Origin of the sequence: Microbacterium phosphatis, assembly GCF_049177115.1 — a bacterium.
GTDB lineage: Bacteria > Actinomycetota > Actinomycetes > Actinomycetales > Microbacteriaceae > Microbacterium > Microbacterium phosphatis.
In genome coordinates, this window is the sequence record NZ_CP185370.1 from 2,222,529 (window position 1) to 2,235,449 (window position 12,921).

Consider the following 12,921-nt stretch of genomic DNA (forward strand, 5'->3'; position numbering starts at 1 on the left):
CAGAGATTTCTCTACCTTGCAGTGCGAGGTATCGCATACCTTGTACTGCAAGGTAGTCACGACCGACGAGGAGGCGCCCATGCGCATCGACAAGGACCTGGTGGCGGCGTCCGCGACGCCGCTCGTGCTGGGGATCCTGGCCGACGGAGAGGCGTACGGCTACGCGATCCTGAAGCGCGTCGCCGAGCTATCCGGCGGTCGCATGTCGTGGAACGACGGGATGCTGTACCCCCTGCTGCACCGCCTCGAGCGGCAGGGTCTCGTCTCGTCGGAATGGGGCGTGGCCGACACCGGCCGACGCCGCAAGCACTACGCGATCACCCCCGCCGGGGCCGAGGCGCTCGCCGAGCGCCAGGCCCAGTGGTCGGTGGTGGTCGACGCCCTCCGCGGCGCCTGGAACGGCGACGCGGGTCTTCGCATGGCAGGAGCCCCCGCATGAACCCCCAGGACAGCACGGCCCCCGTCCCCGAGGCCGCCGAGACCATCGAGGCGCAGATCGCGCAGTGGCGGCAGTACGTCCTCCGCCGCCAGGCCATCTCCCCCGCCGACGTCGACGAGCTGGAGGATCACCTCCGGGCGCAGGTCGACGACCTGACGGCGTCCGGGCTGGATGCGAGCGAGGCCTTCCTCGTGGCGATCCGCCGCCTCGGAGACGTCGACGCGATGTCGAGCGAGTACGCCCGCGAGCACTCCGATCGGATGTGGAAGCAGCTCGCACTGACCCCGGCCGCAGACGCCCCGGCCGCCCGCGCATGGGTCGAGCCGGTCGTTGTGATCGCCGCCGGCCTCGGCGCAGGCATCGCCCTGAAGATCGCGCTCGCCGTCGCGGGGCTCACCACGCACGGCAACCCCGACGATGCGGCCGCGGCGGCGGTGCTGCGCACGCTGTCGCTGTACGTCGCCCCGTTCCTGATCGCCTACCTCGGCTGGAAGCGCCGCCTGCCGCTGCGGGCCATCCTCGGCGTCACCGCCGGCGTCGCCGGGATCGCGCTCGCCCTGGCCCTGCTGCCGTTCACGCGTCCCGGCGGCGCGGAGGGCTACGCGACGCCGTTCGGCGACACCTCGGTGCTCGCGGCCCTGCATGCTCCGGTGATCCTGTGGGCGCTCGTGGGCGTCGCGTACATGGGCGGGCGGATCCTGTCCGGGGATCGCCGGATGGACTTCGTGCGGTTCACGGGAGAGTTCGTCGTCTACTACGCGCTGCTGGCCCTGGGCGGCATGGTGCTGCTCGGGATCGCCTTCGCCATGTTCAGCATGGTCGGCTTCGGCACCCAGGTGATGGAGGCGTACGTCGACTGGATCCTGCCGATCTGCGTTCCCGGTGCCGTGCTCATCGCCGCGTGGCTCGTCGAGGCCAAGCAGCACGTGATCGAGAACATCGCCCCCGTGCTGACGCGGGTCTTCACGCCGCTGACGCTCATCATGCTGCTCACCCTGCTCGCCGTCATCGGCACCGCCGGGGCCCTCGTCGAGGTCGACCGCGACCTCCTGATCCTCATGGACGCGGTGCTGATCCTGGTCCTGGGGCTCTCGCTGTACGCGGTCTCGGCCCGCGATCCGCTCGCGCGTCCCGGGTGGTTCGACGGCCTGCAGCTGGCCACGATCGCCGCGGCCATGGCGGTCGACGCGATCATGCTCACCGCGATGCTCGTGCGGATCGCCGAGTTCGGCTTCAGCCCGAACAAGACCGCCGCGCTGGGCTTGAACCTGCTGGTGCTTGTGCATCTCGCCGGCCACGCGTGGCTCACGATCCTCGCCTTCCGCGGCCGCACGCGCTTCGCCGAGATCGCGCGCTGGCACACCCGCTACCTGCCGCTGTACGCCGCGTGGGCCGTCGTGGTCGTCGTCGCCTTCCCGCTGATCTTCCGGGGGGCCTGACCGCGCGGCCTCTATCCTGGGGCCGTGCGCGAGTTCTGGCGAGGGGTCCGGACCCTGATCGACGGCGTCGGCTGGTGGCGGCGCCACCCCGGCGTCATGGCCGCGGGGCTGATCCCCGCCGGCATCGTGTTCCTCGTGCTGGCGGGGGCCCTCGTCGGCCTCGGCTTCGCGTTGCCGGGCCTGCTCGACGCCGCGACGCCCTGGGCGGAGGCGTGGGACCCGTTCTGGACGAACGTCCTGCGGTGGGCTCTCGGGATCGCCGTGCTGGGCGGGTCGGTCGTCCTCGCGATCGCGACGTTCACGGCCCTCACGCTGCTGGTGGGCGAGCCGTTCTACGACCGGATCTGGCGCTCCGTCGAGCAGGATCTCGGCGGTCGCGTCCCCGAGACCTCCTACGGCTTCGGCAAGGTCGTCGGCGACTCGCTCGGCCTCTTCGGAAAGGGCATCCTGGCGGCCCTGGGATCGGGGCTGGTCGCACTCATCCCGGTCGTCGGCGCCCCGCTGGGAGCGGTCACCGGCGCCGTCCTCAACGGCAGCGTCATCGCCGACGAGCTGACCTCACGCGGCCTCACGGCGCGCGGGCTGGACGCCGGGCAGCGCTCGGCTCTCGTGCGGTCGCATCGCCGCCGGGTGCTGGGGTTCGGCGTCGCCGTGCACGTCTGCTTCCTCGTGCCGTTCGCGGCGGTCGCGGTCATGCCGGCCGCCGTCGCCGGGGCGGCGATGCTGGCCCGCCACGTCGCGGGCGAGGATCAGGCGTCGGGCTGAGCCGGATCGCTCCCGGCCTCGTCGCCCCGGGCCGCGTCCGCCCGGTGCGCCTCGCGCGCGGCGAGGAAGAGCAGGATCAGCACGACCACGGCGGGGATGGCCAAGGCGACCGCGGCGCCGGGGTGCGGGAAGGCGCCCGTGACGGCGCCGAGCGCGACGGCGAGGATCAGCAGCTGCGTGACGACGCCGCCGGAGCGGCCCCACGAGCGCCCCGTCCAGGTCGCGGCCGCGAAGGCCCCGACGGCGACGGCGCCGATGACGGTCAGCACGATCAGCGCGACGGCGCTGACGGGATCCGTCGTGTCCGCGCCGGCGAGGGCGACGACCTGCCAGCCGGCCAGCGCGAGGATGCCGACCGCCTCGATCGCGAGCAGCGCGGCCGCCGTGCGGGCGATCCTGTTCGACATCCGGATCTCCTCTTCGGGGCGCCTCACCGTGCCGTGACGACCACTACCGGCATATTGACCCTTGATTTCGCGGGCGCGCGGTATGACAATTGTTTACGGCATGTTTCCCACAACGTGGTGGGTCGTGAACAGAAGCTCACATCATGACCAGCGTATCCGACCCGAACGGGTGCGTTTCATCACCTCGATTGCGCGCGCCCAACACGCTCGCTCGAAAACCCACCACACTGCGAGGAGCACATCAGCATGGATTGGCGCGACAAGGCGGCCTGCCTGACAGTCGACCCGGAACTCTTCTTCCCTGTCGGCAACACCGGCCCGGCGGTCGACCAGATCGAGAAGGCCAAGTCGGTGTGCGCGCGGTGCACGGTGACCGAGGTCTGCCTGCAGTACGCCCTCGAGACCGGTCAGGACTCGGGCGTCTGGGGTGGCCTCAGCGAGGACGAGCGTCGCGCCCTGAAGCGCCGCGCGGCCCGCGCCCGTCGCGCCGGCTGAGACTTCCGCATCACGCGAAAGCACCCACAGCAGGAAGAGGTGCCCTCCATCCGGAGGGCACCTCTTCTGCGTCAGGCGGGGATCAGATCCACTTCAGCGGGATCTCGATGAATACCTCGGTGCCCTTGGCGATCTCGCCGCCGTGCAGGTCGGCGTCGCCCTCGAGCGTGCGCCACTCGATCGATCCGCTCAACTCGCCCTGGATGAGGGTCCGCACGATCTGAGTGCCGAGGCCGCGGCCGACCTGCCCCTCGGGCAGGCCGCTGCCGGAGTCGCGGACGCGGACGGTGAGCTTCTCGTCGTCGCGCTCGGCGATGATCTCGACCTTGCCCTCGAGGCCCGCGAGGCCGTGCTCGACCGCGTTGGTCACGAGCTCGGTCAGCGCCAGCGCCAGGGGCGTGGCGTACTCGCTCGGCAGGGCGCCGAACTTGCCGATGGAGCGGGTGTGCGCGAGCGTGTTCGGCGCGGCCGCGACCTCGGCCACCAGGCGCAGCACACGATCGAACACCTCGTCGAAGTTGACGATCTGGGCCAGGCCGCTGGCCAGCGTGTCGTGCACGACCGCGATCGCCGCGACGCGCTGCATGGCCTGGGTCAGCGACTCGCGCGCCTCGTCCGACTTGGTGCGGCGGGCCTGGATGCGCAGCAGCGACGCCACCGTCTGCAGGTTGTTCTTCACGCGGTGATGGATCTCGCGGATCGTCGCATCCTTGGTGAGCAGCTCCTGCTCCTGGTGGCGCAGCTCGGTGACGTCGCGGCAGAGCACGATCGCGCCGATCCGGGTGCCGTTGTCTCGCAGCGGGATCGCGCGCAGCGACACCGTGACGCCGCGCGCCTCGATGTCCGAGCGCCAGGGCGCCCGCCCGGCGACCACAACGGGAAGCGACTCGTTGGTGTCGCGCGCCGCGGGCAGGATCCGGCTCGTCACCTCGGGCAGCGACTCGCCCTCGAGCTCGTCCGCGAAGCCCACGCGGTTGAACGCCGAGAGCGCGTTGGGGCTCGCGAACGTGACGACGCCGTCGACGTCGAGGCGGATGAGACCGTCGGCCGCACGCGGTGCGCCGCGACGCGGGCCCGTGGGCGAGGAGAGGTCGGGGAAGTCGCCGGTCGAGATCATGCGGAACAGGTCGTCCGCGCAGTCGTTGAACGTGATCTGCTGGCGCGAGGGCGCGCGCACGTCGCCGAGGTTCGTGTGACGCGTGACCACACCCAGCACACGACGGCCCTCGTCGGTCTTCTGGACGATCGGCACGGCGCGCACGCGGGTCGGGGTCTCCTCGAACCACTCGGGGCTCGACGAGTCGACGATGCGCGACGAGGTGAAGGCGTCGCGCACCTGCGCCTGCCACTGGGGGCGGATCCGCTCGCCCACGATGTCGCGGTAGAAGAGCGTGGCCGAGCCGCCGGGCCGGCTGTGGGCGACGGCGACGAAGGCGTCGTCGGCGGCCGGCACCCACATCACGATGTCGGCGAAGGAGAGATCCGCGAGGAGCTGCCCGTCACCGGCGACGCGATGCAGCCACTCGACGTCGGCCTCGCTCGCGAGGCCCTGGGCGAAGACGAGGTCACTGAGAGTCGACACGCATCAAGCCTAGGCGTCGGCGCCGGCCGGTCCGTGCGGGCGGGCGCGGCGACACCTCGCCGACGATGCGCCGGACGGCCTGCACCAGGCCCGAGCGCGGCGCGACCTCGGCCACCGGACGGGCCGCCAGCAGCGCGGCATCGGCCGCCCGGCGGTCGTCCGGGACGAACGACACGTCGGTCACCCCCGAGAAGCGCTCGAGCGCCCGCCGCACCTGTCCCCGGGGATCGATCCCCAGCGGGCCCGAGCGCAGGCGGTTGATGACGACCCGCACGGGGGTCGGCCCGACGGCCGCGCGCAGCTCCGCGTGGCCACGCACGAGGCGCGCGAGCCCGACCGGATCCGCCGCGCCGACGAGCACGATCTGGTCGGCCGCACCGAGGGCGGCGAGCGCAGCGGCGTTGCGGCGAGGACCGTCGAGATCGCTCACGATCTCCTCGTCGGCCTCGAGCGACCCGCCGGTGTCCACCACGACCACGTCCGCCCAGGACCGCATCACCTCGAGGGCCGCGGTGACACGGGGCGCCGAGAGCTCCGGCCACCGCGAGGCGCGATTGATGCCCGTCAGCACATCCACCCGCCCGTCCGGGTCGCCCAGCGGCACGCTGACGCGGAGCAGCTCGCCCGCATCCAGCAGCCCGAACTCGGCCTGGCGGCAGGCGGCGGCGAACCCCGGGCTCTCGTCCGCGAGGCCGACGGCGATCGCGATCGACGGCGCGTGCGTGTCCGCATCGACGAGGGCGACGTGCGCCCCCGTGCGCGCGTGCTCGAGGGCGAGCTCGATCGCGAGGGTGGTCCGGCCGGGTGCCCCGGCAGGCCCCCACACCACAACGACGCGACCGCCATCGTGCTCGGGAGCCTCGGTCGCGCCGCGGGGCCCGGCCGCCGCCTCGATGATGCGCCAGGCGGCGGCGTCCGGGGGAAGCGGGTCGGCGAGGCCGAAGCCCCGCGCCGCGCGGATGTCGGCCTCGCGCTCCGCGAGCAGCACGATCCGCATCCCCCGCCGGTCGCAGTGCGCCACCAGCTCGGGGGTGAGCGCGCCGGACGCCGCCAGGATCAGGGTGTCCGCCCCCTCGAGCCGCGCCACGGCCTCGGCGTCCAGAGCGGCCAGCGCGGCGGGGTGGACGACGTCGAGCACCACCTGGCCCTCGTCGCGCAGGTCCTCGGCGATCCGGTGCGCCTCCGTGGGCGACGCGGCGACGACGGCGATCACTCGCCGTCCTCCCCCGCGGGCGGCTCGGCGGGGCCCGCGCCGCCCGCGGCCGGGTCGGAGGCCGAGTCCGAGCCCGGCGGCATCGCCTGCTCGCCACCGGTCGTCGGCACGGCGGAGAGCACGGATCCGGCCGCGATGGCCGAGAGGACATCGGCGACGTGCGCGCGGTCGATCACGAGCTCGAGCGACGCCCCGCCGGAGGCCATCACCCCGTCCTCCCGGTTCACGGCGGCGACGACCGCGTCGCTCACGAGGATCCGCGGCGTCTCGTAGACGCCGGGCTCAGCGGCGGGGCGGCTCTCCCACAGCTCTACGGCCGCGCCGCGCGCGACGTCGGCCGGCACGTCGACCGAGCTGCGCACCATGACCGACGTGCGATCACTGCGGTCGGGCCCGCCGACGCCGCCCGTGGGCAGCAGCTCGCCCGCGCCGATCGGGCGCAGGGCCACCAGGCCGTCGCCGAGCGCCTCCGGGCTGAGGTACGACGTCTGGGCCTGCCCGAGCGCGACCTCGACGACGGTGACATCCGCCGAGGTGATCGTCTGCCCCGGGACGAGCGTCCCCGACGCGGCCAGCACCGGGGTGGTCTGGCGCGCGGCGCCGACCACGAACCACACGCCGGCGATGCTCGCGGCGACCAGCAGCAGGCCGATCACGAAGCGCGCGTCCGCCCAGAAGGCGCGCCGGCCCGGGCGGGCCTGCCCCGACGGCCCTCGGCCGCCGACGCTCGGGGTGTGGACACTGCTGATGCTGCTCATGGAGGCATCGTCGCAAGTTCGCGACGTCCGGCTCGAAAGTTGTCCACAGGCCAGCGCGCGCAGGGTCCGCCACGCTCCGCGGCACCCATAATGAACTCCATGGTCGACGATTCCGCACGCCGCCTCGTGCCGCCGGCGCACGTCGCCGAGCTGCTGGGCATCGGCGTCGACGAGGTCATCGCGCTGGTGCACGAGGGCCGACTGCGGGGTGCGCAGGTCGGGGTGCCGGCGCGGTGGCGCATCGAGCGCGGCAGCGTCTCGGAGTACCTCGACGGTCAGGTCGAGGAGGCCCGGCGCATGGCGCTGTGGCGGCAGTCGAACGCGGCCAGCTTCCCCGAGCTCTGGGGATCGAAGGACTGATTCCCGTCGGGGACGGCGCCGGGCTCAGACCACCGGCACGCCGGCGGCGGCGTCGATGCGCACCCAGGCGACCGCGCTGAGGGGCACCAGGCGGTAACCGCGCACCTCGGCTGCCCGTCGCGGCGCACCGGCGTCGTGCAGCGCCAGATCCAGGTGATCCGCCCCGACGCGGTCGATCGTCCCCGCCAGGATCCGCGCATCGGCCCCTCCCGTGAGGACCCCCAGCGTGACGCCGACGCGGCGGCGGGCGAGGTCCCGCAGCGCCAGGGCGAGAGTGACCCTCTCGGCCAGGCGGTCGGCGCTCTCCACCGGGCGTGCGCTGCGCAGCAGGTCTCCGTGGGCCGCCTGCAGCCCGCGGATCGCCGCGATGGGCGCCAGCACCAGACGGCGGGTGCCGCCGCTCTCGGAGGCGGCGACCCAGTCGGCGCCCACCGCCGCGAGGCGCACCTCGACGGTGAGGCCGTCCGACAGCTCGAGGACCACCGGAGCCTCGGCCTCGCGGGACAGGGCCACCAGGCGCGTGCGCAGATCGACGCGTGCGAGCCGCAGGCGCTCGGCCTCGGACTCGAGGGCCGCTCGCTCGGCCTCCCACTGGGCGGCGAGCTGGTCCTCGAGGTCGTCGAAGAATCGGTCCCAGCGCATGGGCCGAGCGTAGGGCAACGGAAGGCGACGGCCGCCCCGCTGTCCACAGGCACCGGATCCACGGACATAGGTGCCGCCTCAGGGGTCGCCCGGCGCCGATGCTCAACTGGCGTCTCGTCCGATATATCTGCACACGGAGAGTCCGGGGGGTCTCGATGTCTCAGCCGCTGCCGTCCCAGCGACCATCCGCCGCGTCCGCGCGCCCTCTGCTGCGCAAGATGGGCGACGTCGAAGAGCACTTCGCCCGACAGCGCGCGTCGACCGCGAGCCTGCCCGATCCCGAGCCGCTGCTCACCGCCCTGACGCGCGGCGCGCTCGAGGTGCTCGCCGGGGTGCGCGAGCCCGAGCAGCTCGCGCGCTGGCTCACCGACGAGCCGTACCGCTCGCTGGTCGCCCGCGCCAACATGGCCACCCGCGCCCGCAGCGCCCGCCGTCAGGCGGTCATGCGCCCCGCGTTCGCGCTCAGATCCATCCACCACTCCTCCCCCGCCGACGGCGTGGTGGAGGCCGTCATCATCGTCGAGACCGCCCAGCGCACCCGCGCCGTCGCGATGCGCCTCGAGGGCATCGACTCGCGCTGGCGGGCGACCAGCCTCTCGATCCTCTGACCCGGGCCTCGCCCCATCGACCCGCGTCCCCAGACGCACGAACCGCCGACGGCGTGGGCCATCGGCGGTTCGGGGCGCGTGACGCCTACTGCCGGTAGGAGCTCAGGAAGTTGCCCAGGCGGTCGATCGCCTCGCCCAGCACACGCGCCTCCGGCAGCGTGACGATGCGCAGGTGGTCGGGCGTCGGCCAGTTGAAGCCGGTTCCCTGCACGAGCAGGATGCGCTCGGCGACGAGCAGGTCGTAGACGAGCTTCGCGTCGTCGCGGATCTCGTGCACCTCGGGATCCAGACGCGGGAACGCGTACAGCGAGCCCTGCGCCTTGACGCACGAGACGCCGGGGATCTCGTTGAGCTTCTCCCACGTCACGTCGCGCTGCTCGAGAAGACGGCCAGACGGCGCCACCAGCGCATCGATCGTCTGCACCCCGGTGAGAGCCGCGAGCACCGCGTGCTGGGCCGGGACGTTCGGGCACAGGCGGGTCGAGGCCAGCAGCGTGATGCCCTCGAGGAAGCCCTTCGCGTGCTTCTGCGGACCGGTGATCACCATCCAGCCCGAGCGGTAGCCGGCCACGCGGTACGTCTTGGACAGGCCGTTGAACGTCAGGCAGAGCAGGTCGGGCGCGACCGTGGCCATCGGGATGTGCTGGGCCTCGTCGTAAAGGATCCGGTCGTAGATCTCATCGCTGAGCACAAGCAGCGAGTGCTCGCGGGCGATGTCGGCGATGCCCTCCAGCGTCTCGCGCGAGTACACGGCGCCCGTGGGGTTGTTCGGGTTGATGATCACGATCGCCTTGGTGCGCTCGGTGATCTTCGACCGGATGTCCTCCAGATCCGGGTTCCAGCCGTTGTTCTCATCGCAGACGTAGTGCACGGGGGTGCCCCCGGACAGGCTGGCCATCGCGGTCCACAGGGGGTAGTCCGGCGCCGGGATCAGCACCTCGTCGCCCTGGTCGAGGAGGGCCTGCATCGTCATGGTGATGAGCTCGGAGACGCCGTTGCCGAGATACACGTTCTCGGGGTCGACCTGCGGGAAGCCCGGGATCTCCTCGTAGCGGCTCACGATCGCGCGGCGGGCGGCGAGGATGCCGCGGCTCTCGCTGTAGCCGTGCGAGGTGGGCACGGCCGCGATCATGTCGCGGACGATCTGGTACGGCGCCTCGAAGCCGAAGATCGCCGGGTTGCCGGTGTTGAGCTTGAGGACCGTGTGCCCCGCTGCCTCGAGCCGAGCAGCCTCGTCCAGGGCGGCGCCCCGGATCTCGTAGAGGACGTTCTTCAGCTTCGATGACTGATCCAGCGTGCGGAGCCGGCGGCCGCCGGGGTTCGCGCTGATCGGGACGGGAGTGGTCATCGCCCCAGGATATGCCGAGGCCCACCGGTCCACGCGCGAACGCGTGGACCGGTGGGCCTCGGGCGAACCGCCTACTTCTTCTTCTTCGAGGCGCGGCGCTGCTCGCGGTTCTGCGGCTCCGCCTCGGAGGCCGCGGCGTCCGCCGCGTGCCCGAACGCGCTGTCGCCGGTGGCGCGGTCCGCGGCGTTCTTGTTGACCTGGCCGCGGTCGTTGCGGACCTCCACCCCGCCCGAGTCGTTGGGCGCGGAGTACTCGAGCTGCTGCTCGACCGGGGCGTCCTGGAGCCCCTTCGCCTGCACCTCGAGGTCCTCGTGGACGTGGTCGCCGTGGTCGACGCGGCGCACCTGCACCTCGAGGTTGAAGAGGAACCCGACGGCTTCCTCCTTGATCTGGCCCATCATCGTCTGGAACATCGAGTAGCCCTCGCGCTGGTACTCGATGAGCGGGTCGCGCTGTGCCATGGCACGCAGACCGATGCCGTCCTTCAGGTAGTCCATCTCGTAGAGGTGGTCGCGCCAGCGGCGGTCCAGCACCTGCAGCACCACACGGCGCTCGAGCTCGCGGACGGCGGCCTCGCCGAGCTGCTCCTCGCGCTTCTGATAGGCGATCTTGGCGTCCGACAGCAGCTCGCGCTTGAGGCCCTCGGCGTCGATGCCGCCCTTGCGGCCACCCGCCTCGGCCACGACCTCGTCAATCGTGACGCCCACCGGGTACAGCGTCTTCAGCTCGGTCCAGAGCGCGTCGAAGTCCCAGCTCTCGTTGTGGCCGCCCGAGGTCTTCTCGTCGATCACGGCGGTGACGGCGTCCTCGATGAAGTGCTGGACGCGATCCTGGATGTCGTCGCCCTGCAGGATGTGACGGCGGTCCGAGTAGATCGCCTCACGCTGGCGGTTGAGGACGTCGTCGTACTTGAGGACGTTCTTGCGCGCCTCGGCGTTGCGGCTCTCGATGGCGCCCTGGGCGTTCTTGATCAGGTTCGAGACGAGGCGCGACTCGATGGCGACGTCATCGGGGAGATCGGTGCGCGCGAGCAGCGCGTCGGCGGCACCCGACTGGAAGCGGCGCATCAGGTCGTCTTCCAGCGACAGGTAGAAGCGGCTCTCACCGGGGTCGCCCTGACGGCCGGCGCGACCACGCAGCTGGTTGTCGATGCGGCGCGACTCGTGGCGCTCGGTGCCGAGAACGTAGAGGCCGCCGACGTCGGTGACCTTCTTCGCCTCCTCGGCGACCTCGCCCTTGACGCGGTCGAACACAACGGCCCACTCGGCGTCGTACTCCTCCGGGTCGGTGCCCGCCGGATCGAGGCCCTTGGCCTTCATCTCCTGCACGGCGAGGAACTCGGCGTTTCCACCGAGCATGATGTCGGTTCCACGACCGGCCATGTTCGTGGCGACCGTGACGGATCCGAGGCGACCGGCGCGGGCGACGATCTCGGCCTCGCGCGCGTGGTTCTTGGCGTTGAGCACCTCGTGGCGGATGCCCTTCTTGGCGAGCAGGCGCGAGAGGTACTCGCTCTTCTCGACCGAGACGGTGCCGACCAGGACCGGCTGCCCCTTCTCGTGGCGCTCGAAGATGTCCTCGACGACCTGGGCGAACTTGCCCTTCTCGTTGCGGTACACGAGGTCGCGCTGATCCTGGCGGACCATCGGCTTGTTCGTCGGGATCGGGATCACGCCGAGCTTGTAGGTCGACATGAACTCGCCGGCCTCGGTCTCGGCGGTGCCGGTCATGCCCGAGAGCTTGTCGTAGAGGCGGAAGTAGTTCTGGAGCGTGACGGTGGCGAGCGTCTGGTTCTCGGCCTTGACCGGCACACCCTCCTTGGCCTCGATGGCCTGGTGGATGCCCTCGTTGTAGCGACGGCCGACGAGGATGCGGCCGGTGTGCTCGTCGACGATCATGACCTCGTCGTTCATCACGACGTAGTCGGTGTCGCGCTTGAACAGCGCGAGTGCCTTGAGCGAGTTGTTCAGGAACGAGATCAGCGGGGTGTTGGCCGACTCGTACAGGTTGTCGATGCCGAGGTAGTCCTCGACCTTCTCGATGCCCGCCTCGAGCACGCCGACGGTGCGCTTCTTGATGTCGACCTCGTAGTCGACGCCCTCTTCGAGGGTGCGCGCGACCTTGGCGAACTCGGCGAACCAGCGGTTCGCCTCGCCCGACGACGGACCCGAGATGATGAGCGGCGTTCGGGCCTCGTCGATGAGGATCGAGTCGACCTCGTCGACGATCGCGTAGAAGTGACCGCGCTGGACGAGATCCTCCTTGCGCCAGGCCATGTTGTCGCGCAGGTAGTCGAAGCCGAACTCGTTGTTCGTGCCGTAGGTGATGTCGCAGTTGTACTGCTCGCGACGGACGGCCGGGGTCTGCCCGGCGACGATGACACCGGTCGTCATGCCGAGGGCGCGGAAGACGCGGCCCATGAGCTCGGCCTGGTAGGAGGCGAGGAAGTCGTTGACGGTGATGACGTGGACGCCCTTGCCGGCGATCGCGTTCAGATACGCCGGGAGCGTGGCCACGAGGGTCTTGCCCTCACCGGTCTTCATCTCGGCGATGTTGCCGAGGTGAAGGGCCGCACCACCCATGACCTGCACGTCGTAGGGCCGCATGCCGAGCACGCGCTTGGCCGCCTCTCGGACCGCGGCGAAGGCCTCGGGCATCAAGTGGTCGAGGCTCTCGCCCGCCTCGTGGCGCGCCCGCAGCTCGGCGGTCTCGCCGCGCAGCTCGTCGTCGGAGAGGTGGGTGTAGTCCTCCTCGAGGGCGCCGACCGCAGTGACGACCTGCTGAAGGCGGCGACGGACGCGCCCCTCACCGGCGTGGAGCAGCTTCTCGAAGGGATTGGCCACGTGATATCTCCTCGTGCATCGC

13 protein-coding genes are annotated in these 12,921 nt (G+C 71.6%); 6 read left to right on the plus strand and 7 right to left on the minus strand.

Annotated elements, in window-relative coordinates:
- Positions 1-79: 79 nt before the first annotated feature.
- The 3 genes from ACOKGD_RS10580 to ACOKGD_RS10590 are packed head-to-tail and all read left to right on the plus strand — an operon-like array spanning position 80 to position 2,643.
- Complete coding sequence (locus ACOKGD_RS10580; protein WP_342337282.1) at positions 80-439, plus strand: PadR family transcriptional regulator; 360 nt, start codon at positions 80-82, stop codon at positions 437-439.
- The gene (locus tag ACOKGD_RS10585; RefSeq protein ID WP_342337283.1) at positions 436-1,878 is read left to right on the plus strand and encodes a permease prefix domain 1-containing protein; all 1,443 of its coding nucleotides are present in this window, start codon (positions 436-438) and stop codon (positions 1,876-1,878) included. Before ACOKGD_RS10580 ends, ACOKGD_RS10585 begins: the two co-directional genes overlap by 4 nt.
- Before the next feature lie 24 nt (positions 1,879-1,902).
- Positions 1,903-2,643 (plus strand): EI24 domain-containing protein, encoded by a 741-nt coding sequence (locus tag ACOKGD_RS10590; protein WP_342337284.1) that lies wholly within the window; start codon positions 1,903-1,905, stop codon positions 2,641-2,643.
- On the opposite strand, the gene ACOKGD_RS10595 is transcribed toward ACOKGD_RS10590, so the two are convergent.
- Positions 2,628-3,050 (minus strand): histidine kinase, encoded by a 423-nt coding sequence (locus ACOKGD_RS10595; protein WP_342337285.1) that lies wholly within the window; start codon positions 3,048-3,050, stop codon positions 2,628-2,630. The genes ACOKGD_RS10590 and ACOKGD_RS10595 overlap by 16 nt on opposite strands.
- Positions 3,051-3,296: 246 nt before the next feature.
- Between ACOKGD_RS10595 and ACOKGD_RS10600 the strand changes: the two genes are divergently transcribed.
- On the plus strand, positions 3,297-3,545 hold the full coding sequence (locus tag ACOKGD_RS10600; RefSeq protein ID WP_029152980.1) for a WhiB family transcriptional regulator: 249 nt from the start codon (positions 3,297-3,299) through the stop codon (positions 3,543-3,545).
- A gap of 82 nt (positions 3,546-3,627) precedes the next feature.
- On the opposite strand, the gene ACOKGD_RS10605 is transcribed toward ACOKGD_RS10600, so the two are convergent.
- Genes ACOKGD_RS10605 through ACOKGD_RS10615 form a run of 3 tightly spaced genes read right to left on the minus strand, consistent with a single transcriptional unit; the run spans position 3,628 to position 7,098 of the window.
- Entirely contained in the window at positions 3,628-5,127 is a 1,500-nt protein-coding gene (locus tag ACOKGD_RS10605; protein ID WP_342337286.1) for a sensor histidine kinase, read from the minus strand.
- Positions 5,111-6,340, minus strand: coding sequence for an AAA family ATPase (locus ACOKGD_RS10610; RefSeq protein ID WP_342337287.1), 1,230 nt, complete (start codon positions 6,338-6,340; stop codon positions 5,111-5,113). Before ACOKGD_RS10610 ends, ACOKGD_RS10605 begins: the two co-directional genes overlap by 17 nt.
- Positions 6,337-7,098: an SAF domain-containing protein gene (locus ACOKGD_RS10615; protein WP_342337288.1), complete on the minus strand. Its 762-nt coding sequence runs from the start codon at positions 7,096-7,098 to the stop codon at positions 6,337-6,339. Before ACOKGD_RS10615 ends, ACOKGD_RS10610 begins: the two co-directional genes overlap by 4 nt.
- A 99-nt stretch (positions 7,099-7,197) precedes the next feature.
- Between ACOKGD_RS10615 and ACOKGD_RS10620 the strand changes: the two genes are divergently transcribed.
- A complete protein-coding gene (locus tag ACOKGD_RS10620) occupies positions 7,198-7,458 on the plus strand; it encodes a helix-turn-helix domain-containing protein (protein WP_342337289.1) in 261 nt (86 codons plus the stop codon).
- Between the two features lie 24 nt (positions 7,459-7,482).
- Here the strand turns inward: ACOKGD_RS10620 and ACOKGD_RS10625 are convergent, their stop codons facing one another.
- Positions 7,483-8,100 (minus strand): hypothetical protein, encoded by a 618-nt coding sequence (locus ACOKGD_RS10625; protein WP_342337290.1) that lies wholly within the window; start codon positions 8,098-8,100, stop codon positions 7,483-7,485.
- A 218-nt stretch (positions 8,101-8,318) separates the two neighbouring features.
- Between ACOKGD_RS10625 and ACOKGD_RS10630 the strand changes: the two genes are divergently transcribed.
- Positions 8,319-8,708, plus strand: a complete 390-nt coding sequence (locus ACOKGD_RS10630) for an Rv3235 family protein (protein WP_342337291.1) — start codon at positions 8,319-8,321, stop codon at positions 8,706-8,708.
- Positions 8,709-8,793: 85 nt separating this feature from the next.
- Here ACOKGD_RS10630 and ACOKGD_RS10635 read toward each other — a convergent pair whose 3' ends face one another.
- Both ACOKGD_RS10635 and secA read right to left on the minus strand, forming a co-directional pair.
- Positions 8,794-10,056, minus strand: coding sequence for a pyridoxal phosphate-dependent aminotransferase (locus tag ACOKGD_RS10635; protein ID WP_342337292.1), 1,263 nt, complete (start codon positions 10,054-10,056; stop codon positions 8,794-8,796).
- Between the two features lie 71 nt (positions 10,057-10,127).
- The gene (gene secA / locus ACOKGD_RS10640) at positions 10,128-12,899 is read right to left on the minus strand and encodes a preprotein translocase subunit SecA (RefSeq protein WP_342337293.1); all 2,772 of its coding nucleotides are present in this window, start codon (positions 12,897-12,899) and stop codon (positions 10,128-10,130) included.
- Positions 12,900-12,921: the final 22 nt, after the last annotated feature.